Annotated in this window: 21 protein-coding genes and 1 riboswitch; of the genes, 10 read left to right on the top strand and 11 right to left on the bottom strand. The window is 59.4% G+C overall.

Going from position 1 to position 22,280, the window contains the following annotated elements; genetic code table 11:
- Window positions 1-445: GNAT family acetyltransferase (locus ACT3TP_RS06830; RefSeq protein WP_444620001.1), on the top strand; the 445-nt coding region annotated here is incomplete at its 5' end.
- Window positions 446-511: 66 nt separating this feature from the next.
- Here the strand turns inward: ACT3TP_RS06830 and ACT3TP_RS06825 are convergent.
- Window positions 512-1,156: a VOC family protein gene (locus tag ACT3TP_RS06825; protein WP_170947882.1), complete on the bottom strand. Its 645-nt coding sequence runs from the start codon at window positions 1,154-1,156 to the stop codon at window positions 512-514.
- 174 nt (window positions 1,157-1,330) lie between these two features.
- Window positions 1,331-1,448: riboswitch (SAM riboswitch) on the top strand.
- Window positions 1,449-1,528: 80 nt separating this feature from the next.
- Between ACT3TP_RS06825 and ACT3TP_RS06820 the strand changes: the two genes are divergently transcribed.
- Window positions 1,529-2,884, top strand: coding sequence for a bifunctional o-acetylhomoserine/o-acetylserine sulfhydrylase (locus ACT3TP_RS06820; RefSeq protein WP_255248480.1), 1,356 nt, complete (start codon window positions 1,529-1,531; stop codon window positions 2,882-2,884).
- Window positions 2,885-2,886: 2 nt separating this feature from the next.
- Entirely contained in the window at window positions 2,887-4,032 is a 1,146-nt protein-coding gene (gene metX, locus ACT3TP_RS06815) for a homoserine O-acetyltransferase MetX (protein WP_096256714.1), read from the top strand.
- 92 nt (window positions 4,033-4,124) lie between these two features.
- Here the strand turns inward: metX and ACT3TP_RS06810 are convergent, their stop codons facing one another.
- Window positions 4,125-4,991, bottom strand: coding sequence for an SGNH/GDSL hydrolase family protein (locus ACT3TP_RS06810; protein WP_096256715.1), 867 nt, complete (start codon window positions 4,989-4,991; stop codon window positions 4,125-4,127).
- A 48-nt stretch (window positions 4,992-5,039) separates the two neighbouring features.
- Entirely contained in the window at window positions 5,040-5,429 is a 390-nt protein-coding gene (locus ACT3TP_RS06805; RefSeq protein WP_096256716.1) for an SHOCT domain-containing protein, read from the bottom strand.
- Window positions 5,430-5,630: 201 nt separating this feature from the next.
- On the opposite strand from ACT3TP_RS06805, the gene ACT3TP_RS06800 reads away from it, so the two are divergent.
- Window positions 5,631-6,296 (top strand): alpha/beta hydrolase, encoded by a 666-nt coding sequence (locus tag ACT3TP_RS06800; protein ID WP_096256717.1) that lies wholly within the window; start codon window positions 5,631-5,633, stop codon window positions 6,294-6,296.
- A gap of 84 nt (window positions 6,297-6,380) precedes the next feature.
- On the opposite strand, the gene ACT3TP_RS06795 is transcribed toward ACT3TP_RS06800, so the two are convergent.
- Window positions 6,381-6,608, bottom strand: a complete 228-nt coding sequence (locus ACT3TP_RS06795; protein WP_105678708.1) for an RNA-binding S4 domain-containing protein — start codon at window positions 6,606-6,608, stop codon at window positions 6,381-6,383.
- A gap of 201 nt (window positions 6,609-6,809) precedes the next feature.
- Here ACT3TP_RS06795 and ACT3TP_RS06790 point away from each other — a divergent pair, with 201 nt between their 5' ends.
- The 3 genes from ACT3TP_RS06790 to ACT3TP_RS06780 all read left to right on the top strand — a co-directional run bounded on the left by ACT3TP_RS06790 (window position 6,810) and on the right by ACT3TP_RS06780 (window position 10,197).
- Complete coding sequence (locus ACT3TP_RS06790) at window positions 6,810-8,195, top strand: glycine--tRNA ligase (protein ID WP_105553760.1); 1,386 nt, start codon at window positions 6,810-6,812, stop codon at window positions 8,193-8,195.
- A 5-nt stretch (window positions 8,196-8,200) separates the two neighbouring features.
- A complete protein-coding gene (locus ACT3TP_RS06785) occupies window positions 8,201-9,127 on the top strand; it encodes a GNAT family N-acetyltransferase (protein ID WP_096287471.1) in 927 nt (308 codons plus the stop codon).
- An 83-nt stretch (window positions 9,128-9,210) separates the two neighbouring features.
- A complete protein-coding gene (locus tag ACT3TP_RS06780; RefSeq protein WP_096287469.1) occupies window positions 9,211-10,197 on the top strand; it encodes a DMT family transporter in 987 nt (328 codons plus the stop codon).
- A 102-nt stretch (window positions 10,198-10,299) separates the two neighbouring features.
- On the opposite strand, the gene ACT3TP_RS06775 is transcribed toward ACT3TP_RS06780, so the two are convergent.
- The 7 genes from ACT3TP_RS06775 to ACT3TP_RS06745 all read right to left on the bottom strand — a co-directional run bounded on the left by ACT3TP_RS06775 (window position 10,300) and on the right by ACT3TP_RS06745 (window position 17,660).
- On the bottom strand, window positions 10,300-10,776 hold the full coding sequence (locus ACT3TP_RS06775) for a GNAT family N-acetyltransferase (RefSeq protein ID WP_105553758.1): 477 nt from the start codon (window positions 10,774-10,776) through the stop codon (window positions 10,300-10,302).
- A 179-nt stretch (window positions 10,777-10,955) separates the two neighbouring features.
- Complete coding sequence (locus tag ACT3TP_RS06770; RefSeq protein ID WP_444619998.1) at window positions 10,956-11,945, bottom strand: ABC transporter substrate-binding protein; 990 nt, start codon at window positions 11,943-11,945, stop codon at window positions 10,956-10,958.
- An 80-nt stretch (window positions 11,946-12,025) separates the two neighbouring features.
- Window positions 12,026-12,892: an ABC transporter ATP-binding protein gene (locus ACT3TP_RS06765; protein ID WP_105649419.1), complete on the bottom strand. Its 867-nt coding sequence runs from the start codon at window positions 12,890-12,892 to the stop codon at window positions 12,026-12,028.
- A 17-nt stretch (window positions 12,893-12,909) separates the two neighbouring features.
- Complete coding sequence (gene fepG, locus ACT3TP_RS06760) at window positions 12,910-13,992, bottom strand: iron-enterobactin ABC transporter permease (protein ID WP_105649418.1); 1,083 nt, start codon at window positions 13,990-13,992, stop codon at window positions 12,910-12,912.
- Window positions 13,989-15,134, bottom strand: a complete 1,146-nt coding sequence (locus ACT3TP_RS06755; RefSeq protein ID WP_444619995.1) for an iron chelate uptake ABC transporter family permease subunit — start codon at window positions 15,132-15,134, stop codon at window positions 13,989-13,991. Before ACT3TP_RS06755 ends, fepG begins: the two co-directional genes overlap by 4 nt.
- 403 nt (window positions 15,135-15,537) lie before the next feature.
- Window positions 15,538-17,187 carry a hypothetical protein gene (locus ACT3TP_RS06750; RefSeq protein ID WP_444619993.1) on the bottom strand — a complete coding sequence of 550 codons (1,650 nt, stop codon included), beginning with the start codon at window positions 17,185-17,187 and terminating at the stop codon, window positions 15,538-15,540.
- Between the two features lie 2 nt (window positions 17,188-17,189).
- On the bottom strand, window positions 17,190-17,660 hold the full coding sequence (locus ACT3TP_RS06745) for a hypothetical protein (protein ID WP_146113376.1): 471 nt from the start codon (window positions 17,658-17,660) through the stop codon (window positions 17,190-17,192).
- 102 nt (window positions 17,661-17,762) lie between these two features.
- On the opposite strand from ACT3TP_RS06745, the gene dusB reads away from it, so the two are divergent.
- The 3 genes from dusB (at window position 17,763) to dnaG (ending at window position 22,229) form a co-directional block, all read left to right on the top strand.
- A complete protein-coding gene (gene dusB, locus ACT3TP_RS06740) occupies window positions 17,763-18,959 on the top strand; it encodes a tRNA dihydrouridine synthase DusB (RefSeq protein ID WP_176484221.1) in 1,197 nt (398 codons plus the stop codon).
- Window positions 18,960-18,996: 37 nt separating this feature from the next.
- Window positions 18,997-20,280, top strand: a complete 1,284-nt coding sequence (locus ACT3TP_RS06735; RefSeq protein ID WP_096287455.1) for a deoxyguanosinetriphosphate triphosphohydrolase — start codon at window positions 18,997-18,999, stop codon at window positions 20,278-20,280.
- A 68-nt stretch (window positions 20,281-20,348) separates the two neighbouring features.
- On the top strand, window positions 20,349-22,229 hold the full coding sequence (dnaG, locus tag ACT3TP_RS06730) for a DNA primase (protein WP_096287453.1): 1,881 nt from the start codon (window positions 20,349-20,351) through the stop codon (window positions 22,227-22,229).
- The last annotated feature ends 51 nt before the right edge of the window (window positions 22,230-22,280 follow it).

Raw genomic sequence — 22,280 nt, 5'->3', positions numbered from 1 at the left:
CAATAAACGACGTTTTCAACGGTACGTTTTACTTATGCAAATCAGTGAACTCAAACTGACCGAAATAGGCGAAGCAACAGCCCTGTGGCGGAGCGTCGAGCTTACGCGGCCATGGAATGATCCGGAGGCAGATGCACGTAAAACACTGGAGAATCAGAGCTCTACGATTCTTGCGGGACGTCATGAGCAAAGACTGGTAGCTACAGCCATGGTTGGGTTCGACGGACACCGAGGCTGGCTATATTACGTGGCGGTCCAACCCGGCATGCAGGGCCAGGGGTTTGGACAGGAGATTATGGGGGCAGCGTCGCGTTGGCTTGCTGAACAAGGGGTGCCCAAAGTACAGCTCATGGTGCGTACCGAGAACACTGATGTGATCGGATTTTACGAGCGGCTAGGCTACGAAGCTCAAGAAGTGGTGGTCCTAGGCAAAAGGCTTGGATAGTTGGAACGACAAAGGGTAGGCGAGGACGTTGCCGTCCGCACCTACCCTTTATTTCGACGTTCTTTGTTATAGCGTGACCAAACCATTGTCGGTTTCAAAGGTGACCGACAAGATGCCCGGAGTGCCGTTGGGTGCTTCGTATTCCATGCTCACCGCGCCAAGATTGACGTTCTCTGGCTGGCCTAGCCAGTCTAGGACGCGGTCGCGGGAACCAGCGATAGTGATGCTTTGAATCGCACCTACAGGCTCTAGAGCCTTCGAAGGGTGCAGATCCTCCGTTCCTGCGTCCCAGCGAAGCAAATACGGAACCTGCGGATCAGCGATGAGCCCCTTGATTCCAACTTGCTGCCAGGTGAGTTCGCGGCCGTCTGGGAACTTGCGGTTTCCCGGAACAGATTTACGTCCCAGCCGCTCTTCGGCGCTGGAGAGGTCTTCAACGGAAACGCACCATCCCATCCAGCCGCCGCCAAGCTCGGAGCGGGCTCGTACTGCCTGCCCAAACGGTGCTTTGTCGCTGGAAGGGTGGTTTAGAACTTCAACAACTTCTAGGTACTGGTTGTGCTTGAGCGGGAAAATTACATTCCGCGTTCCAAAACGCGGATGTACGCCCCCCTTGACGAATTCCAGGCCCAAAGCCTTGGAGATTCTTTCGGCGGTTGGCATGAGCCCATCGGGGCCACATGCGTAACTAACGTGATCTAGCCTCATCATGTGCCCCATCATGTCACTATGTGATCTCAGTCTCGACTTAGGCGACCCTAAGTGGTAATGGTGGGATCGAACAGTCTGCATAAATTTCTTCATTAAAGATCTATATGACCGATTGAGTCACGTTAAGCTATCTCATATTGCCAAATTCTTCGGCTATCGGGCAGACTTGAGTCAGGTCATGAGTCCCAGTAACAAGCCCCGGCTTACTGGGCGGCAACCCTCCGCCGCGGTGGGGTGCCCCGGGTGAAGACCTGGCCCTCGACGCACCAAGCGTTGAGGACAAGCGCGGGTTACCCCCTTCGAAAGCTCCTCGACGAGGAATTTGCCGTCGGTGTGTTTTTGAGTGGTGTACCCCCATAGTCGACAAACAATATGGAGGAAACCATGAGTAACAACTGGTCTTTTGAAACACGTCAGATCCATTCCGGGCAGCAACCAGATCCGGTCACCGGTGCGCGTGCCCTGCCGATTTTCCAAACCACGTCTTTTGTTTTCCCGAACGCCGAGAGCGCCGCGGCTCGCTTCGCACTGCAGGAGCTGGAGCCGATTTACACCCGTATCGGTAATCCAACGCAGGAAGCGGTAGAAAACCGTATCGCGGATCTTGAAGGCGGCGTCGGCGCACTGCTGGTCGCCTCGGGGCAGGCAGCAACCACCCTCGCAATTCTCAACTTGGCTCAGTCTGGAGACCACTTGGTGGCCAGCCCGAGCCTCTACGGTGGAACGCAGAACCTGCTCAAGCACACGCTGCGCAAGCTCGGTATCGAGGTCACCTTCGTGGCGGATCCAGACAACTTGGATCAGTGGCGTGCAGCGGTGAAGCCAAATACCAAGGCCTTCTTCGGTGAAGTCGTCTCCAACCCGCGCCAAGACATTTTGGACATCGAGGGAGTCTCACAGATTGCCCATGAGGTCGGGGTTCCACTGCTGGTTGATAACACCTTGGCAACCCCATATCTGATCCGCCCCATCGAGTGGGGCGCGGATATCGTCATCCACTCGGCCACCAAGTACCTCGGTGGTCACGGCACCGCCATTGCCGGCGTAATCGTGGACTCGGGCAAATTTGATTTTGCGAAGGATCCGGAACGTTTCCCGGACTTCAACACCCCCGATGAGTCCTACAACGGTTTGGTGTTCGCCCGCGATCTGGGCGTTGATGGCATCCTTGGTGCCAATCTTGCCTACATTCTGAAGGCTCGCGTGCAGTTGCTCCGCGATCTGGGCGCGGCTGTCGCACCGTTTAATGCTTTCCTTATTGCTCAAGGTCTGGAGACTTTGTCTCTGCGTATCGAGCGTCACGTGCAAAACGCGAAGGAAGTAGCCGTCTGGCTTGAAAGCCAGGAGCAGGTTGAAAAGGTCGCTTACGCTGGCCTGCCTTCCTCGCCGTGGTTTGAACGCGGACAGAAGTACTCGGCAAACGGTGTCGGCGCGATTATTGCCTTCGATATTGCTGGTGGACTCGAAGCTGGCAAGGCTTTTGTGGATGCGCTGGAGCTGCATTCACATGTGGCCAACCTCGGTGACGTTCGTTCGCTCGTCATCCACCCGGCGTCGACCACCCACGCGCAATTGACCGAAGACGAACGTCTGGCCGCCGGTGTGCGTCCGGGCCTCGTTCGGTTGAGTGTGGGACTTGAAAACATCAAGGATATTCTCGCTGATCTGCAACTTGGTTTTGCTGCCACTAAGCAGCTCTCTCACCAGGAATTGCAGGAAACCCTTTAGGCATGGCATCCATAGTGACTACCGAAGAAACTCTGCCATCGCAGGAACTTACCGACGGGCAAGACGGCATTTTGCGTCGTGCGTTCGTGGGGGAGTACACCTTCGAAACCGGTGGCTACCTACCGCAGATCGAGTTGGCCTACGAAACATGGGGCCAGCTTAACGCGGAGGGGACCAACGCGGTGCTGGTGAAGCACGCGTTGACCGGTGATGCGCACGTATCGCGCGGAGATTCGCAGACCCCGGGCTGGTGGGAAGATTTTGTCGGCCCCGGGCTAACTGTTGATACCGACAAGTATTTTGTCGTGGCCATCAACATCATCGGTGGTTGCAATGGGTCCACCGGACCTAGTTCGCCAGATGAGCACGGCAACGCCTGGGGTTCACGCTTCCCCTTTATTACCATCAAGGATTCCGTGCGCCTCGAAGCGCGGTTGGCCGACCTGCTCGGGGTGCACTCCTGGCATACGGTCATCGGCGGTTCCATGGGTGGGGCACGAGCCCTTGAATGGGCGGTTGAATTCCCGCAACGCGTAAAGAACGTGGTGGTGATGGCCTCCACGGCGCAAGCCACGGCAGAACAGATCGCTTTTGCGCAGGTGCAGACCGAGGCCATTCGCCTCGATCCCAACTTTGCGCAGGGCGACTACTATGCCAACGGAGTGCGCCCGGATGCCGGATTGGGCCTGGCTCGACGCCTGGCGCATATTACCTATCGTTCGGAGGCTGAGCTTGAAGCGCGGTTTGCGCGTAATGCGCAGACCGGCGAACAGCCGTTTGTTACAACACGCGGCCCACGCGGCCGATACCAGGTGGAAAGCTATCTTGATCACCAGGCGACCAAGCTGGTTCATCGTTTTGACGCGAATAGCTACCTGGTGCTCACCGAGGCTTTGATGAGCCATGACGTGGCGCGCGGTTACGAATCGCTCACGGTTGCGCTGGCTCGACTGGAGAAGGTGAATGTGGTGGTCGCCGCGGTCAACAGCGACCGGTTGTACTTCCCGGCGCAGTCTGAACTGCTCGCCGCCTCGTTGCCGAAGCCTAAGCCGGTGCATTACATCGATTCACCGATTGGACATGACGGTTTCCTGACGGACGCCAAGCAACTTGGACCGGTACTGACCGCCCTAGTCTTTGATGACTAAGGGCTAAAAACTAAGCAGTCATATACATTTGGGACGTGGATTTTCGCACCAGTAATCGGTGCAACAAACCACGTCCCATTTGTTTTGTGTCTTTATTTTTGTCCGGGAGCGCTATCTCCAGCACCCAGCGAGGCATTCGGCGGCTGCACGGCGAAGGGCGTGGGAAGCGGTCTTTTTGCGCTAACTCCATCACCGGAAGACTGGTGGCGAATCCTGCGCAGGATCCACGGACCAAAGTACTCGCGAGCCCATTGCAGGTCTTCAATTCGTGCTTCGCGCCAGCTTCGGGTTGCGTGTTCTAATTGCGCGTCCATGACGCGTTCGTGGGGAACGTTCAGTGCATCGAGCACCATTGCGGAGATCACTTGGTGGCCCGCGGGGGAAAAGTGCAAGCGATCCGGATCCCACATTTGTGTTTGGCGCAGCTCGCTCAATGCCCAGAGATCTCCCACGACTGCGTCATGACGTTGGGCGATGGCACGGACGTTTTCGTTGTAAATTGCGACCTTGCCACGAATCCCACCAAGTACCGGGGTGTCGCGAATGTCCGGGCCGGTCAGTAAAACAATGGTGGCCCCAGTGCCACTTAACTCATTGATGGCGCCATCTAGCTTTTCGGCGATTTTATCCGGGTCGCCGCCGGGCCGGATGACATCATTTCCGCCCGCGCAAATGCTGATCAAATCCGGTTTAAGCGCGATTGCTGGTTCAAGCTGTTCTGCAACTATTTGATTGATTAGCCGTCCGCGGATGGCTAAGTTTGCATAGGCGAAATCCGGAACGGTGGTACTTAATTGCTGGGCGACGCGGTCAGCCCACCCACGATGTCTTCCCGGATTGTGCGGATCGGGGTCACCTATTCCCTCTGTAAAAGAATCTCCGAGCGCAACGTAACGCCGCCATGGATGATGTACTTCTTGGGGTGGGGCTGCCGGGCCGGAGATTGGGTTTTCAGACACTCCTACATTGTTACTCTTGGGTAACTTTATGTCAACGGATGAGAACAATTAATCGCGCAGCGCTTGGCTTCGCGCTTGCGTATATTCTTCGCGAGAAATGATTCCGCGTGTAAGCAGATCGTCTAGCTCGGATAGTTTCTGTTCCGTAGTTTTCTTCGGAGCTAGCATCTGCGAGCGAGCCAACCGGGTGGCGACGTCTGTCTGTAGGGTGAATGGATCAAATCCCGCTTTTCTGGTTGCCTTGTAATTTCGAACTGCGATGTAAATGATGAAGCCCACGAAAAGGATAAAGAGCACGGCAAATATTCCCGTTAGTAACGGAATAGCGCTAAAGGTCGTTTCCACGAAAGTTGAACCACCCAGTGGGTCTTCGTCGATGAAACCGAAATCCTGCAATTCATTAGAATCGATCAGCTGTGTTATATCCATCTCGTCCATGAGTCCCGTAATTCTGCGAGTTGGCCCCTGTCGACCACAAAGATCTATGACCGCTGGTGCTGCGTATTTGAATAATTATCACTAGTCAAACATGTTTATGAACAGAATGTAAGATGATTTTTGAAGTTTACGCTATTGCAACAAAAGACTTGTGACCACTATTGCGGATCAAAGTGCGCAAGATTCTGGTTGACTTGTTGGGTGAACGAAAAAACTTGGAATCCTACAGTTATCTGGTCTCGTCCCGAGGAAGAACGGGCGGGTACACCGTTGCTCGTGCTCTTGCACGGCTACCTATCCAATGAAGAAGACCTCATGGGGTTGGCTCCTATGCTGCCTAAGGAATTCACGATTGTCTCCGTGCGTGCACCTCAAGCACTGGGGCCGGGTTTCACCTGGTTCCCACTGATGCAAGATCTGGATTACTCCTTTAATGAAGTGAAATCAGCAATCACGGATTTGTGGAGTTGGCTAGAGCCAATTAGCAAGCAACATTCCTCGGTGAGTTTGCTTGGGTTCTCTATGGGCATGGCCGTGGCAACTTCGTTGCTGCGTTATCAGCCGGAGGCCATCAAAACCGTCGTGGGACTCTCCGGTTTTGCCGTTCCCGAAGAAGGAACAGGCTTCTTTAACGACGAAAAGCTTCGCCAGCTGCGCAAGCCACTTTTCTGGGGACGCGATCAAGAAGATCCGGTGATTACGGCGGAAAAAGTTGAGTACACCCATGGATGGGCAACCACCGACGTTCATCTCACCAAGGTGCTCTACTCAAATATGTTGCACTCGGTCAATGCGCAGGAGATGGCTCACGTACATGAATTTCTCAGCGCCGTGGTCCTGAAAACCGAGGCCGAGCAAGAAGTTTAATCTTACAAAAACTTGTGGCGGTGTCTCCAATAAAACAAGACCAATAAAACAAGACACCGCCACAAGCGCAGAATATAAATTGAACTACGCGGTTTCGACAACTACCGATTCGCCGCGTACGGAGATCGTGTCTCCATTGCGCATCTGGGCACCGCGGCGAGTTTCGATCTTGCCGTTAACCAGTACCTGACCGTCTTCGATCAACTGTTTGGCGTGAATTCCGTCTTCGGCTAAGGACGCCAGCTTCAGTAGCTGTCCTAGGCGAATCGATTCGTCACGGATCTGAATGGGGAATACCTCGGAGTTTGCCATGGTTCCATCATCTCGCATCGAGGAGGGACTGTGAATGCTTTTCAGCCACGCACCGGCTTTTGTGGCGGATCAAACACAGTACAGACGGTGCTGAGTCACCCGAGAAGGGTGCGCCCCACGAGATGGACGCGATAGGCTTAACCGGTATGTGTTTCCTACGGACCGCAACCAGCGGCCTCGTACTTTCCTTTGGAGTTGAAGATGGCGCCACAGTCCAAGCTTGATCAGGTTATTTCCCTCGCGAAGCGTCGCGGATTCGTTTTTCAGGCTGGTGAAATTTACGGTGGTTCCCGATCCGCATGGGATTACGGGCCATTAGGCACCGAGCTGAAGGAAAATATCAAGCGTGAATGGTGGCAGAGCTTCGTGCGCGGACGCGAAGACATGGTGGGGCTCGACTCCTCCATCGTCCTGCCTAAGGCTGTCTGGGAAGCCTCCGGACACGTCAAGACCTTCACCGACCCGCTGGTCGAGTGCACCCAGTGCCACAAGCGCCACCGCGAAGATCACCTGATCGAGGCATTCGTAGCCAAGAAGGGCCGTGATCCAAAGGACGGCATGAGCGAGATCGCCTGCCCCGACTGCGGAACCAAAGGCCAGTTCACCGAGCCGCAGCAGTTCTCCGGCCTGATGAAGACCTTCCTCGGCCCGGTGGATACCGAAGCCGGCATGACCTACATGCGCCCGGAAACCGCGCAGGGCATCTTCGTGAACTTCGCCAACGTGCTCAACGCCAGCCGCAAGAAGCCGCCCTTTGGCATCGGCCAGATCGGCAAGGCGTTCCGCAACGAAATCACCCCAGGCAACTTCATCTTCCGCACCCGCGAGTTCGAACAGATGGAAATCGAGTTCTTCACCGCTCCGGAAGACGCCGATCAGTGGTTCAAACACTGGGTTGACACCTGCTGGGCCTGGTTCCTGGATCTGGGCATCAACCCGGAGAACCTACGCCAGTTCGACGTGCCGGAAGACGACCGCGCCCACTATTCGGCTGGCACCATCGACTTCGAGTACCGCTTCGGCTTCCAGGGCTCGGAATGGGGCGAGCTCATGGGCGTCGCCAACCGCACCGACTACGACCTGACCAGCCACAAGGATGCTTCGGGTTCCGATCTGTCGTACTTCAACCAGGCCTCCGGCGAACGCTACGTGCCATTCGTGATCGAGCCTTCCTTCGGCCTGACCCGTTCCATGATGGCTTTCCTGGTGGATGCCTACACCGAGGACGAAGCACCGAATACCAAGGGCGGCGTGGACAAGCGCACCGTGCTGAAGCTGGATCCGCGTCTGGCACCGGTCAAGGCGGCCGTGCTGCCGTTGAGCCGCAACGAATCGCTGTCCCCGAAGGCCAAGGACTTGGCCGCCGAGCTGCGCAAGCGCTGGAATATCGATTTTGACGACGCCGGCGCCATTGGCCGCCGCTACCGCCGCCAGGATGAGATCGGCACCCCGTTCTGCATCACCGTGGACTTCGATACTCTCGATGACCACGCGGTCACCATCCGCGAACGCGACACCATGGCGCAGGAACGCGTGGCCCTTGACCAGGTCACGACCTACCTATCCGAGCGTCTGAACGGAGCCTAGAGCGCATGAGCGATCTAGCATTCCGCGCCTGGCGTTCGGGCGATGACCTCGAATTGCTGCAGATCTTCGGCGATCCGCTGTCTCCGCAGGCGTACCAGGACCGCACCATGCTGCGCGAGGACAGTGATGCGCCGTTCTCGCGCACCCTGGTGGCCACCAGCGAATCCGTAGCTATCGGCGCCGGCGTGATCTTTGCTTCCTCGCTGCACCCGCAGCGTTTGTGGCTCTACGTGGAGGTGGCCCCAACCCACCGCCGTCAAGGCGTGGGCACCGAGCTGGTGGCGCAGCTGCGGACTTTGATTCCGGCCGGGGAAAGCACCGAACTGAAGTCGCGGTACACCGTGACCGCCGGCGACCCGGCGCAGGCCGCCGGCGGTTTCTGTGCGGCCCTCGGACTGGGAGAGATCCAGGTATCGCGGGACGTCATCCTGGAACCCGGTGCGCTGGCCGAACCGGACTTTGACAACAACGACCGGGTCATCGAGGATATCGCTACCGGCAGCGTCGAATTGACCAAGCTTGTCATGGACTTCTACAACGCCACCCACCAGTGGGACCCGGCGAAGATGACCGTGGGCTCGGCGCAGAAGATGCTGCTCGACGAAAGCACCGGCGCCCAGGGCGCCATCGTGCTGCGCGACAAGCCACGCAGCGAAGGCGGAAAGATCCTGGCCTTCGCGATCAGCTATATCCCGGCCCGCGAGGAATCACCCACCGACGTGCTGGTGGGCTCCAACCCGGCATTCAGCGATGACCAGGTGGCCGAGTCGGTTCGCGACCTGGTTGCCATGCTGGTTTACCAATACCCGGTGAAGCTGGAGGTCGACTCGTCGATGTTCGTGCTTTCCTCCTTGGTGGATGCCCTGGCCACCGTTGAGCAGGCAACGATCATCTCAACGACGCACATTCTGGCGAGCGACTACGCCAACTAAGTAGTTCCCAGGCGGGACCCGGCAGGGTCCCGCCTTTGCTTTCCCCGCAATGCATTTGCCTAGTATCTGAGAAAGAACCACGAGTGAACAATTCGCTTAGCACCACCTTGAGCCCCGGCCTGAAGCTGGTGTATCTGCTGATCGCCGTGGCCACCGGACTGCTCATGCCGATTCAGAGCCGCGTCAACGGTGCCTTGGGTGTTGAGCTGGGCGACGCGGTTGCCGCCGCGCTGGTCAGTTTTCTGGTGGGGCTGGTGGCATTGACCATCATCCACCTTGTGGTCCCCGGCGCCCGCCGGGCCGCGCGCTCGGTGCCCCGCGTCATCCGCGAGCGTCAATTCCCGTGGTGGTATCTGGCCGCCGGCGCGGTAGGCGGATTTGTGGTGGTCAGCCAGTCGGCCGCGGTTCCGTTGGTTGGCGTGGCGCTATTTACCGTGAGCCTGGTGACCGGCCAGACCGTCGGCTCGATGATCGTGGACCGGATCGGCTTCGGTCCGGCAGGGCCACGAAAGATCAGTGCGCTGCGCCTGGCCGGGGCGGCGCTCACGGTGATCGGAGTAATCTGGGCCGTCAGCCCACGCATTAATACGGACATCGAGCTGACCACGCTGCTGCTGCCCATGATCTTCTCACTCGTGGTGGGCATACTCATGGGATTCCAATCGGCTTCCAACGGGGTGCAGGCCCAAGCTTATGGCACCCCGATAACCGCTACACTGATGAACTTTGTCGTGGGCAGCTTGATGCTCGCGGTGATCTTGCTGGTGCGCCTGCCCGCTGTTTCCCCGCTCGGGGCCCCGCCAAGCCAATGGTGGTTTTACGTCGGCGGGCTGCTTGGATGCGTTTTTATCGGCGTCTCCGCATTCATGGTCAAGCATCTAGGGGTGCTGTTCACCGGCTTGTGCATGATCTGCGGCCAGCTGCTCGGCTCGCTCCTGATGGATTTGCTGGTACCCACCGACGGGTCGCAGATTAGCTTTGCCACGGTAGCCGGCACCGTGCTGACCCTGCTCGCGGTAGCGCTCGCATCGGTCAGCGGCACCGGAAAACTCACCCGCAAGCGCAACTAGGGGATTCTGCTCTCTATGGCTGACGGGCCATCAGGACCGCCGATGCGATTACGGCGCTTTGGGCTCGGCCCCGGGCTGCGCGCATGACCGGGCACCGGGTGCCTATTCGGCCACGAGACTTTTTCGCATCTTTACGCTTGTGGTTTCGTATCCGAGCGACTCATAGAGCCCTCGCGCCGAGCGATTGAAGCCGAATACGCTCAGCCCCAGGGTGCACGCTCCTTGCGATCGCGCATAATCTTCGGCCAGCAGCATGCCTGCCTTGCCATGTCCCCTGCCGCGGGCATCGGAGTCGACGACAATGTCCCACACCCACCAAGAGGTCGGATCCTTCGACTGATCCGGTCCGACCCAGATATAGCCGACCGCAGATCCGTTCTCGTCGATCAGATTAAATACCGCATTCGCTGAATTGGGGCGCTCCGTGGGAAACGCCCCGCGGAGCGTAAGCTCCGCCTGCGACCTGGCGGCTTCGGTGGTGCTTCCCAACGAGACCAGATCGGCGGCATACTCGCTGGCGCTTCGTTCCATCCATGCTGGGAACTCTGCGGGCTCCAAGGCAACCAGTCGAATAGTCATGGCTCAAGCCTAAGCCGATTTCTGCCACGGGATGAACGCCGCAATCGGCTACCAGCCGGTGAGCCCGGTGGCAGGCACCGCCCGGACGGCAACGAATCCGGTTCCCGCGTTCGCCCTAAAACGGGCGGAAACCGGATCTCGTGCCGAGATGTGGGCAACACCTTCGAGCCGGCCAGCCGCTAGGAACCGAAGGTTTTGGCATCTTCGAGAATGTCGATGAGCTGATCGAACCACTGCACGTAGCTGGCGTAGGTGTAGGGGCGTTTGTCATCCCACTCCACGACTTGGCCGGACTGCACCGCAGGCAGTGAGGAGAACACCGGATGGTCTTTGACCTGTGCTGCCGTCCCCGAGTAGCTGAGCACCACGTCTGCCGGGTAATCACTAACCTTTTCCCAACTCAGTGAGGCCCACCCGCTATCAGCGGTCGGGCCGGCTATTTCGAATCCCAGGTCCTCGAGCAAGGCGAGCTGGCCGATGGTTTTCTGACCGACGTAGAGCTCATCGTAACCGTTGAGCGCGATGATCCTCAGCCCGGGCTTTTCGGCGGCGATGCCCTTCAGCGTCTCGAGCCGCTCGGTGAAAGCCGTTTTGTCTTGCACCGCCGACTCGGTGTTCGTATCACCGCCGAGCGCTTCGGCTAGGGCGGCATAGTCCTCGATGACGCTTTGAACCGGGCGGCCGCCTGATTTAATCGGCAGGTATGGTGCGGTGGCGGTAGCTTCGCCCTGGACCTTCTCATCCCACCAGGTCCAGCCGGTGCCTTCGGAGTTGCCGTAGCCGATAATCACCTCGGGGTCCAAGGAGAGCAGCTTCTCCAGGTTGAACTCCGCGTCCTTGCCGACGATCGTCATCTGGCTGACATCCGCGTTGCCTACCGAAAGTCCGCCTTCTTCGGTGAGTCCATAGCCAAAGACACCGGTGGGGCGGACGCCGTAGTCCCACAGCGCGGCCGCGGAGTAGGAATCCACGACGATCGATTCGGGCAGCTGGTCCAGGGTAGTTTTCTTCTCATAGAACGAGTCGGTAAACGACCACGAGCCGTGCAGGGTCTCTGGCGAAGCGCCGGTGCTCGCATTTTCAGCGCTCTGCGCTCCACAGCTGGTGAGCGCGATGATTGAGGCGGCGCTGAGCATGGTCAGCAGCGTGCGTCGGGTAGGTGCAGTCATATTCGGTTCATCTTTCGGTTAGGTGCGGCGCGTCCGGAGCCGGCCGGCCAAGGCAATATTCTGGTGGTGTTGACGAGCCGCTAGGCCCAGCTCTCTACGTCACCCAGGGGAACGACCAGCGGCGTCCGGGATACGGGGTCCTCGATGATCCGGCAGCGCAGCCCGAAGACCTCGTGAATCAGCTCTTCGGTGACGATCTCGGACGGCGCACCGGTGGCCACGATGGCGCCGTCCTTCATGGCAATCAGATGATTGGCATAACGGCATGCGTGATTCAGATCGTGGAGCACCGCGACCACCGTGTGCCCCTTGCCGCGGTTGAGCTGGCGGCAGAGCTCCATGATTTCTATCTGGTGCGAAATATCGAGGTAGGTGGTGGGTTCGTCCAGTAGCAGCAGCGGGGTTTGCTGCGCAAGCACCATCGCGACCCAGACGCGTTGGCGTTGTCCTCCGGAGAGCTCATCGACCAGCCTGCGTGAAAGGCTGGCCGTATTGGTCGCTAGCAGGGCTTCGAGCACCGCGCTCTCATCCGCTGCAGACCATTGCGAGAGTAGCTTCTGATGCGGGTAGCGACCGCGAGCCACCAGATCTGCGACGGTGATTCCATCCGGGGCAATCGAGGACTGGGGGAGCAGCCCCAACCGCTTGGCAACGTCCTTGGCAGGAAGCCTATGGATCGGTTTTCCGTCCAAGATAACCTGCCCGGCCAGGGGCTTGAGCAGACGCGACAGCGCGCGCAGCAAGGTTGATTTGCCGCAGGCGTTCGGACCGATAATGACGGAAAATGATCCGTCGGGGATCGCGACGTTCAGCTCCTGGGAGATGGTGCGCTGTTCGTAGCCCAGAGTAAGATCGTGGCCGCTTAGCCGAGAGGTGGTTGACTCCCCAAGGCGGCCAGGGGCATTGGTGAGCTGGGGATCTCGAACCGATGGCTGGCTTGTTCTCATCTGCAACTTATTGCCTTTCAACTTCTTTTCGCCTCGCGGAGCAAGAGCCAGATCAAATAAATGCCGCCTACGCTGACCGTGACCACGCCGACCGGTAGCGCGGTCTCCGGAACCAGGCGCTGGGCCATCAGATCGCTGAAAAGCAAGAGCACCGCACCGAGAATGGCCGATGAGCCCATGCGGACTCCCGCGCTGCGCGTTAAACGCCGGGCTACTTGGGGTGCGGCCAGGGCGATAAACGAAATAGGCCCGGCGGCGGCCGTGGCCAGTGCGGTGAAGCCGACGCCGACCACCATCAGCAGGAGCCTGGCGGGCTCAACTCGAATGCCCAACGCGCTGGCGGCGTCGTCTCCCATCTCCAGCATGTGCATCCGCGGGGCCAGCATGGCGGCGGCGATGAAAAAGACGGTGACCGCGAGCAGCGCCGGTTGTGCGTGCTCCCACCCCATCGCATTGAGCGACCCGGCGCCCCAGACGGCCGCGGACATCGCTTCTTCGAGCCCCGCACGCAGGATCAGCCAAGTATTCAGCGACGCGAGAATGGCGCTGATTGCAATCCCGACAATGATCAACCGGAAACCTTGGGACCCGCGGCGATAAGCCAAGAGATATACCAATGCAGCCGTCAGCAGGCCTCCGAGAAGTGCCCCAGCGGCAATCTGAAAATATCCTCCGCCAGCGAGAAAAATAATCGCCAAGGCGCCGGTGTATGCGCCGGTGTTGAACCCGATGATGTCCGGGCTGCCCAAAGGGTTCCGAGTCAGCGACTGGAAAATCGCTCCGCTGATACCCAAAGCCGCGCCGAGCGCCAGGGCCATGACTACCCGCGGCAAGCGCCAGGAGAGCACCACCAGCTCGCTCGAGCTGCTGCCGGTGCCGAGCAGCGCACGCAGAAGCTCTATGGCCGAGAAAGTTATTTCGCCTGTGGCTAGGGCCCAGAGCGCTAGCACGAGACCGAGCGCAGCAAAGATCGCGCAGACGATGATCGAACGGCGCTGCACGCGGAGCGAGAAGCGGCCGCCAGGCGATGAAAGCACCGTGTGCCCTGGCCCGAAATCCACGCGTTGAGCGGAAGCGAGAGTGTTGCCCGTGGTGGTCATAGCCCGCTGACCTGCTTTCGGCGGACCAGCCAGATCAGCACCGGCGCGCCCACGAAGGCCGTCACGATGCCGACCTGCAACTCACCTGGCGGAGCAACTACGCGGCCGATGACGTCCGAGACCAAAAGCAGCACCGGTCCCAACGCCAGGCTATAGATGACAATCCACCGTTGATCCGCGCCGACGATCCATCGGGCGATGTGCGGAACCATCAGCCCCACGAACCCGATGGGGCCGGCAGCCGCGGTGGCGGCGCCGCACAACAATGTCACCGCAACGATGACCGCTACGCGGGTTCGCGTAACGTTGCTTCCCAATGCGCGGGCCATGTCCTCACCCAGCGAAACCGCATTGAGCGAGCGTGTGCAGAAAAAGGCCAGGCATAATCCTGCCACGACAAAAGGCAGGATCACCCAGACCATATCCAAGGTCCGGTTGTTCAAGGTACCGGCGCCCCAATACCGCATCCGGTCGAATGCCTCCGGGTTTAATAACGTGATGCCACTTGAGATCCCGCCGAGCATGGCGCCCAAGGCAACTCCCGAGAGGGTCAGCTTGATCGGTGTAGCGCCGGACCGTCCACGGGAGCCAATGAGATACACCAGCACCGTGGTGATGATTGCTCCACCGAATGCGAACCAGATGTAATCGGCAATGGAGACGATGCCGAATACGGCAACTGCAAGGACAACCGCGAAGGCGGCACCCGCGTTGACACCAAGAATTCCCGGGTCAGCTAGCGGATTGCGGGTCAAGGCCTGGATCAACGCGCCGCCCACGGCTAGCGCCAGCCCAGCCATGAGGCCGACCAACGTACGCGGTACGCGCAGTTCGTTGAGTATCACTAAATTTTCCTGGGTGCCCAGGCCTGCTAAACCCCGGAATACCTCGACGGCCGGAATCCACTTAGCGCCAACAGCGAGCGACAAGAGCACCGATACGCCGAGCGCTGCGAGTGCTAGCGCGAATCCAACCGCGCGGGTCGCATTGCTCGCAGCTAAACCGGTACGGGTTTCAGTTGAATTTGCTTCGGGGGCAGCAAGGCCAGGCAGGGACGCGACGGCCTCATCGGTCGCCGGAGCGGGTTCGACCCCTGGGATTAATTCCTCGGGCTCTGCGGAGATCTGCGTCGGAGTTCGCATCAGACCTTCTTGAGTTAGGTAATGCTCACCTATCTGATGGCACAAAAGAAAACAGTATCATCTTCTTATTCGGAAGTATCGCAAGATTACGACGAGGACCCCGTGGCCCCTCGGTCGAATAACCGGTCGCCGGCTTGGAATGATGGACGAGCTATGAAGAAATTTGGGTTGGAGGACCCAGCGTTGGGTGCCCTAACTAACTTCGCTGAAACGCCTTGCTCGAGCGGCAGGCGTACCGCGCTTCACGCGGTGTGCATGAAATGCTCTATTTGATCCATCGGCTGGCGCTGAGCAAATGCATTGAGATAAAAAACCGCCATCGTGCCCTGAAATAGGGCACGATGGCGGGGAGAAGCAGGTCGCAACCGGGGCTGGAATTTCCCTATTCGGGTCGCATCTGGGCTCAGGCCAGTGAGACGAATTGCGCTTTGCCGGAAGAATCAACGGTTACCAGCAGCCCGGACGCTTCAGAATCGATTCGGGTGGAGACTTCAGTGAGCAGCTGGTCCAGGGCGTCCTGCGCAGGAGCAGTGCCTGTGCAGGGCACCCAGTGAAGTTGGATGTGCTTCAGTTGACGCAGTCCTTCGAGCAGGTAATCGGAGCCTTGCGGCGCAACGATCATCAGGCTGCGTGCAATTTCGGCTGCCGGGAGATTCTCCGAGGACACGGAGCTCAGCAGCTGGCGATCCGAACGCCACAAGAAGAAGTGGTACGTGGCAACCAGCGCGGTGGCAACTAGCCAGCCGAAAGGTGCTCGGATCATCTCCAAGAGGCTTCCCGAGCCGGTGCTAACCAGCAGGAATTCGAAGATTCGGTAGCCAACAACAAGCAGCGAAATCAGGGCCACCAGTGCACTGCAACCGAAGAACATCACCAGGTAGACGCGTCGGGAGGCCGGTTTGGCAGGTGCCATGGGGCGGAAGAAAAACACCCAAGCTAGCGCGCCGACAACCAGAAACGCGATTCCGGCGCGGAGCACCAATGCCGAGGTGCCTGTGGAGAACGGAACCGCGAGCGAGGCCAGAAGGGCATTGATGACCATGCCCAAACCGCTGGCGCCGATGGCCAGTGCGGCGCCGCTAACGATCTGCCGGGAAACCTCCGCTGACCACGTGCCACGTGTGTTCAATTTTGCCTGATGATAGATCCACACGATTAAACTGGCCAGCAGCCCGGCGATTAATGGCGGGCCGTCGATGGTGAGGTCCTCGACCCAGGTGTCCGACCCCACGGGTAGCGGGAGCAGTAGGGACAGCAGCCCCGCCGCGCAGAGCAGCGAGAACACCGCGGGCAAAGAAATTCCGATGATGACGTAGCTGAAATCCGTAAAATCATCAACCATGCTGTGCACGCGCTGCACTGTCCAATGCCACCACCATAGGATGAGTGCGCCAAACGTCCAGACTGCAGCCGCCAATAACTGGGGGAGAGCGGTGGGCGCTCCGAGCAGGATTTCCTGCGGTGAAAGGAGCTCGCTGACGGCACGCTGCACCAAGTACACGGACGAAATGCCGGCCAGTACCAGGGCGTAGGCAGAACCCAGCGCAGGAGCGAGCGAGGCGAGCTCTGTGGGCGCGTACTTCGGGCTATTGATCAAGCGGTACTGCCACACAAAAACCAGGCCCCAGCCCAATCCGGCGCCCAGCAACGACTGCCAGCCGGTGCCGTTCCTGGGGTCGACCAGCTCGGCGAATAATCGGAGGAAGGATATTGAAGACATTGCCAGGGCAAGCACGTACACGGCCGCGGCCTGCAAGGACCAAATAGCGGCGTCAACCGGATTGGCCTGTTGGAGGTTTTTTCGGACCGTGCGCCACAGCAGCCAGGTGAGGGGGCCGGCGATCAAGGTGAAAGACAGTCCCACCGCGAGTTCGGTGGACCCGCTGTAGGCCGGAACGAAGCCACGCAAGAGCATCGAGCTCAGGGTCGAAAGCCCCGAGCCGAGGACCATGAGCAAAATGAACAACAAGCCGTGCAGAATTAATTGGCGAAGGCTGGTCACCGTTTGCCCGGCCACCGCGTGATTGGGCCGTTGCGTGGTGGGGTTGCTCATGGCTAGTACCCCAGCATTTCTTCGTCGGTGCACATATTGACCTGCCATGGGGCAACCAGGATTTTCCACTCCGAGCCGACCTGGGTCAGTTGGAAGGAATCCTGGTACGCGTACATGCCGAAGAAGGAATCGTAGACAGCGCTGGTGTCATCGTTGAAGGTGACATGGACCTCGGCGCTGTTGCCGGTGATCACGGTTTTTATCAGGCTCACCTCGGGGTCGCGCAGCTCTGCAGACAAGGGGTCGCAGAGCTGCTTGTCTGCAGCGTTATGAACGAAATTCTTCGCGGTATCCATATCGGCGTCGGCGATGGCCATGATGTAGCGCTGGACGGCGCCCTCCGGGGTGTTCTCGGCAAGCAACGGGGCCGCGGGGCGCAGGGCAACGGAGATCAGGGCGGCTATAACCAATGCCACACAGAGCGCACCAAGGGCTATCAATGACAGCCGTACGCGCGAATAATTACTTGTCATCCCATAATTCTGCCTGTTAGATATAAGATAATCCAGCTACGCATGGTTGCGATTTGATATAGATCTCACCCGAGATTTGCTCGGGTTTGAGATAATGGTTGTGTGACGATCCTTTCTGCTACCCAAACCACCGAGTCGACCGACGTTCCGGCCCTTGAGCTGCCCCCGCTACAGCTGGGCAAGCACACCATCGAAACCCCGGTGATCCTGGCCCCCATGGCTGGCATCACCAACCGAGCGTTCCGTCGACTGTGCCGTGAATACGGTGGCGGCGTGTATGTAACCGAAATGGTCACCGCACGCGCCCTGGTGGAGCGAAACGCCGAGTCGATGCGCATCATCTCCCACGACGAGGATGAGGAGCTGCGCTCCATCCAGATTTACGGTGTGGACCCGAATACCGTGCGCGCCGCGGTGCGCATGGTCATCGACGAAGACCGCGCCGACCATATCGACCTGAATTTCGGTTGCCCGGTCCCGAAGGTCACCCGCAAGGGCGGTGGCGCTGCGCTGCCGTGGAAGACGGACCTTTTCACCTCCATTATCGAAGCGGCCACCTCCGAGGCAGCCAAGGGCGAGGTGCCGTTGACCATCAAGATGCGCAAGGGCATCGACGAGGACCACCTGACGTACATCGAGTCGGCCAAAATCGCTCGTGACCACGGCGCCGCCGCAGTCACCCTGCACGGCCGCACCTCCCGCCAGTACTACGCAGGAAAGGCCGACTGGGAAGCCATCGCCACCTTGCGCGAAGCCCTGCCGGATATTCCGGTGCTGGGCAATGGAGACATCTTCAGTGCCGAAGACGCCATCGAGATGGTCGAGCAGACCGGAGTCGACGGCATCGTGGTGGGCCGCGGCTGCCAGGGGCGCCCGTGGCTTTTCGGCGATCTGCAGGCCGCTTTCGAAGGGCGGCCGCAGCGTTTCCGCCCCGGCGTGCGCGAAGTGGCGGACACCGTGTACCGCCACGGAGAGCTGCTGGCCGAGTACTTCGAGGATGAAGGCAAGGGGATGCGCGACATCCGCAAGCATATTGCCTGGTACTTCAAGGGCTATCCGGTGGGCGGCGATATCCGCGCCCAGCTGGCCCAGGTGCCGTCCTTGGAGCGCCTGCGCGAACTGCTGAATGAACTCGATCTGGATTTGGGCTACCCGGGCTCTGCCGCCGAGGGGACCCGTGGACGTGCCGGAACGCCGAAGAAAACCCACCTGCCAGACGGCTGGCTGAGCTCGCGTGAGATGTCCGATGAGCATCGAGTCATGATCAAGGCAGCTGAGTTAGACATCTCCGGTGGATAAGTGAACGAGTGACCCAAAAAGTCACTAGACTCTTCATATGACCGAGATCAACGGATATACCGAAGCTGATCAGGAACGTTGGGTGCCCGAACCGGCTAAGAAGTCGTATCGCACCGCGTTCGCACGTGATCGCGCCCGGGTTTTGCACTCCTCGGCGCTGCGCCGGCTGGGCGCCAAAACCCAGGTGGTCTCACCCACGCTGAACGATTTCGTGCGGACCAGGCTGACCCACTCCCTGGAAGTGGCGCAGGTGGGACGCGAACTCGGGGCCGCCTTGGGCTGCGATCCCGACATCGTAGACACCGCGTGCCTGGCCCACGACCTAGGCCACCCGCCCTTCGGCCACAACGGTGAGAAAGCCTTGAACAAGCTGTCCAAGGACATCGGTGGTTTCGAAGGCAATGCGCAGACCCTGCGCCTGCTCACTCGGCTGGAGACCAAGACCTTCCGTCATAACGGCCATTCGGCCGGGCTGAACCTTTCACGAGCTGCCTTGGACGCCTCGTGCAAGTACCCTTGGCTGCGTGAAGATGCGCCGATGCGAAACGGGAAGAAGACGAAGAAATTCGGCGTCTATACCGATGACCGGCCGGTCTTCGACTGGCTGCGCAGCGGCCCGGATTCGGTGCTCGGCCAGGTGTGCATGGAAGGCCAAGTCATGGATCTGGCCGATGACATCTCCTACTCGGTGCATGACGTGGAAGACGCGATAGTCGGAGGGCGCCTGCAACTGCGCTGGCTGCTCGAATCCGCGCAAAGGGACCGCGCCCTGCAAGTGACCAAGGACTGGTACCTGCCCACCACGAACGAGTCAGATATCGAGGCGGCATTGGCTCGCCTGGAAGCCTCGGCCGAGTGGGTATCGCACGCCGACGGCTCACGCCGGGCACGAGCGGCGCTCAAGGATATGACCAGCCAATTCATCGGACGGTTCTGCCAGGCGGCCATGGACGCCACGCGCAGCGAGTACGGGCAGGGAAGCCTGACCCGGTACAACGCACAGCTGATCGTTCCCGAGGAAACCGAACACGAGATCGCGGTGATGAAGGGGATTGCCGCGAACTTCGTGATGACCAACGAAGAGCGCCAGCCAATCTATGCGCGGCAGCGGGAAATACTCACCGACCTGGTGGAGTTGTTATCCGATAAGGAAGACAAATACCTCGATTCCATCTTCGCCGCCGACTACAAGGACGCGGCGGACTCGCATGAACGTTTGCGGGTGATCATCGATCAGGTCGCCTCGTTGACCGACGCTTCGGCCCTGGAATGGCACACGGCGCTGGTCAAGGGCGAGAGTTTCGAACCGAAGCTTTTCTAGGCTGAGCATCATGCACAGCCAGTGACGCGCGCAGCCTAGGCGGCGCGCAACTTCTTAGAATGGGAAACATGGCAGGGCTGATTAAACGAGAAGACATCGACGAGGTGCGTAACCGCATCGACCTTCGTGAGGTCGTCGAATCCTATGTCACGCTCAAATCCGCGGGCGTGGGCTCCTACAAGGGCCTGTGCCCGTTCCACGATGAACGCAGTCCTTCCTTCCATATCCGCCCTCAGCTGGGAACCTTCCACTGCTTCGGCTGTGGCGAGTCCGGGGACGTGATTGCGTTCATCCAGAAGATGGACCACTCTTCATTCACCGAGACCGTTGAATCCCTGGCGGCTCGCATCAACTACGAGCTGCATTATGAGGATGGCGGAACCGGGCCCCGCCGCGAAGAATACGGTAAGCGCCAGCGACTGGTCGACGCCCATAAGGTGGCCGAGGAATTCTTCCGCACCCAGCTAGCCAGCGACGAGGCGCAAACCGCTCGAGAATTCCTGAACGGGCGCGGCTTCGAGCCTCAGGCGGCAGCCGATTTCTCCGTGGGGTACGCACCCAAGGGGTGGGACGCGCTGCTCAAGCACCTGCGTTCAAAGGGTTTTGCCGACGAGGAACTCAAACTCACCGGCATGTTCTCGGAAGGCAACCGCGGGATCTACGACCGGTTCCGTGGCCGGCTGGTATGGCCCATCCGCGACCTGTCAGGTGCCACGATTGGCTTCGGCGCGCGCAAACTCTACGAGGATGATCAGGGCCCTAAATACCTGAACACCCCCGAGACCCAGCTGTATAAGAAATCGCAGGTGCTCTACGGGCTGGATCTGGCTAAAAAACAGATTTCCAAGACCAGGCAAATCGTCGTTGTCGAAGGCTACACCGACGTGATGGCCTGCCACCTTGCGGGGATCACCACGGCGGTGGCGACCTGTGGCACCGCCTTCGGCACCGACCACATCAAGATCGCCAGGCGGCTTTTGCAGGATGACGGTACCGGTGGCGAAGTGATCTTCACCTTTGACGGCGATGCCGCCGGGCAGAAGGCGGCTTTGCGTGCCTTCGAAGAAGACCAGCGTTTTATCGCGCAAACCTATGTGTGCGTTGAGCCGACCGGTGCGGATCCCTGCGATCTGCGTTTGCATCGCGGGGATGAAGCGGTGCGTGAACTGATCGAGCTCAAGCGCCCGCTCTTCGAGTTCGCGATCCGCGCGGAGCTGAAGAAGTTCAATCTGGACACCGTTGAAGGCCGTGTGCAGGCCCTGCGGCAGACCGCACCGATCCTCGCGCAGATTCGTGACTCGTCGATCCGTCCGGCCTACGCGCGTGAACTGGCCGGCTGGCTGGGCATGAACAATGAAGACGTGAACCGTTCGGTTGCCGCCTCCATCAAACGCGCCCGGCTGCCTAAGAACACCCAGGCGGCCGCCGGTAGCGCCCAGGCTGCGGGGGAGGCGCAAGAGCAGCCCGGCAACGCCTTCGAACGTCCCGACAAGCGTGATCCGGTGATGCGTTTGGAGCGTCAGGCGCTGGAAGTTGTCATTCAGCAACCTCACCGGCTCAGTGAAGAGCAGTGGCAAGCCTTTTACGAGGCCCGCTTCATGGCTCCGGCGCACGCTGCCGTACACGACGGGGTGGTGGCTGCCAGTGCGGTAGGCGCTTCGGCATCGTCGTGGGTCGAGGTGATTCGTGATGAGGTGCCCGAACAGTTGCGTTCTTTCGTCTCCGAGCTTGCGGTGACCAGCATTCCGGCCTCCGATGAGCACAACTTGTCCCGCTATTGTTCAGACATCATCAATGGGCTGATTGAGCTTCAAATCACACATCGCAAAGCCGAGCTCATTGGCCGGTTGCAGCGGGCCGAAATGGAACCCGAAGGGGAGGAATACACCCAGATCAACCGCGAACTTATGGAACTTGAGATGCGTCGCCGAATCCTCCGTGGGACCTGAGCGGCCAGTTTTGGTTTTTGGTTGAGCGTCGGGTAAAGTTATATCTCGTTG

The organism is Glutamicibacter sp. AOP38-B1-38, assembly GCF_052377485.1.
Taxonomy (GTDB): Bacteria; Actinomycetota; Actinomycetes; order Actinomycetales; family Micrococcaceae; genus Glutamicibacter.
This window is presented reverse-complemented; position numbering and strand designations above follow the sequence as displayed.

Coding starts and splice junctions, on each gene's coding strand:
- ACT3TP_RS06805 (WP_096256716.1), bottom strand. CDS start 5,429: ATGGACGAGATGGATATAACACAGCTGATCGATTCTAATGAATTGCAG.
- ACT3TP_RS06750 (WP_444619993.1), bottom strand. CDS start 17,187: ATGAGCAACCCCACCACGCAACGGCCCAATCACGCGGTGGCCGGGCAA.
- ACT3TP_RS06795 (WP_105678708.1), bottom strand. CDS start 6,608: ATGGCAAACTCCGAGGTATTCCCCATTCAGATCCGTGACGAATCGATT.
- ACT3TP_RS06765 (WP_105649419.1), bottom strand. CDS start 12,892: ATGAGAACAAGCCAGCCATCGGTTCGAGATCCCCAGCTCACCAATGCC.
- ACT3TP_RS06825 (WP_170947882.1), bottom strand. CDS start 1,156: ATGATGAGGCTAGATCACGTTAGTTACGCATGTGGCCCCGATGGGCTC.
- ACT3TP_RS06735 (WP_096287455.1), top strand. CDS start 18,997: ATGACCGAGATCAACGGATATACCGAAGCTGATCAGGAACGTTGGGTG.
- ACT3TP_RS06745 (WP_146113376.1), bottom strand. CDS start 17,660: ATGACAAGTAATTATTCGCGCGTACGGCTGTCATTGATAGCCCTTGGT.
- ACT3TP_RS06785 (WP_096287471.1), top strand. CDS start 8,201: ATGAGCGATCTAGCATTCCGCGCCTGGCGTTCGGGCGATGACCTCGAA.
- metX (WP_096256714.1), top strand. CDS start 2,887: ATGGCATCCATAGTGACTACCGAAGAAACTCTGCCATCGCAGGAACTT.
- fepG (WP_105649418.1), bottom strand. CDS start 13,992: ATGACCACCACGGGCAACACTCTCGCTTCCGCTCAACGCGTGGATTTC.
- ACT3TP_RS06775 (WP_105553758.1), bottom strand. CDS start 10,776: ATGACTATTCGACTGGTTGCCTTGGAGCCCGCAGAGTTCCCAGCATGG.
- ACT3TP_RS06820 (WP_255248480.1), top strand. CDS start 1,529: ATGGAGGAAACCATGAGTAACAACTGGTCTTTTGAAACACGTCAGATC.
- ACT3TP_RS06790 (WP_105553760.1), top strand. CDS start 6,810: ATGGCGCCACAGTCCAAGCTTGATCAGGTTATTTCCCTCGCGAAGCGT.
- dnaG (WP_096287453.1), top strand. CDS start 20,349: ATGGCAGGGCTGATTAAACGAGAAGACATCGACGAGGTGCGTAACCGC.
- ACT3TP_RS06770 (WP_444619998.1), bottom strand. CDS start 11,945: ATGACTGCACCTACCCGACGCACGCTGCTGACCATGCTCAGCGCCGCC.
- ACT3TP_RS06755 (WP_444619995.1), bottom strand. CDS start 15,134: ATGCGAACTCCGACGCAGATCTCCGCAGAGCCCGAGGAATTAATCCCA.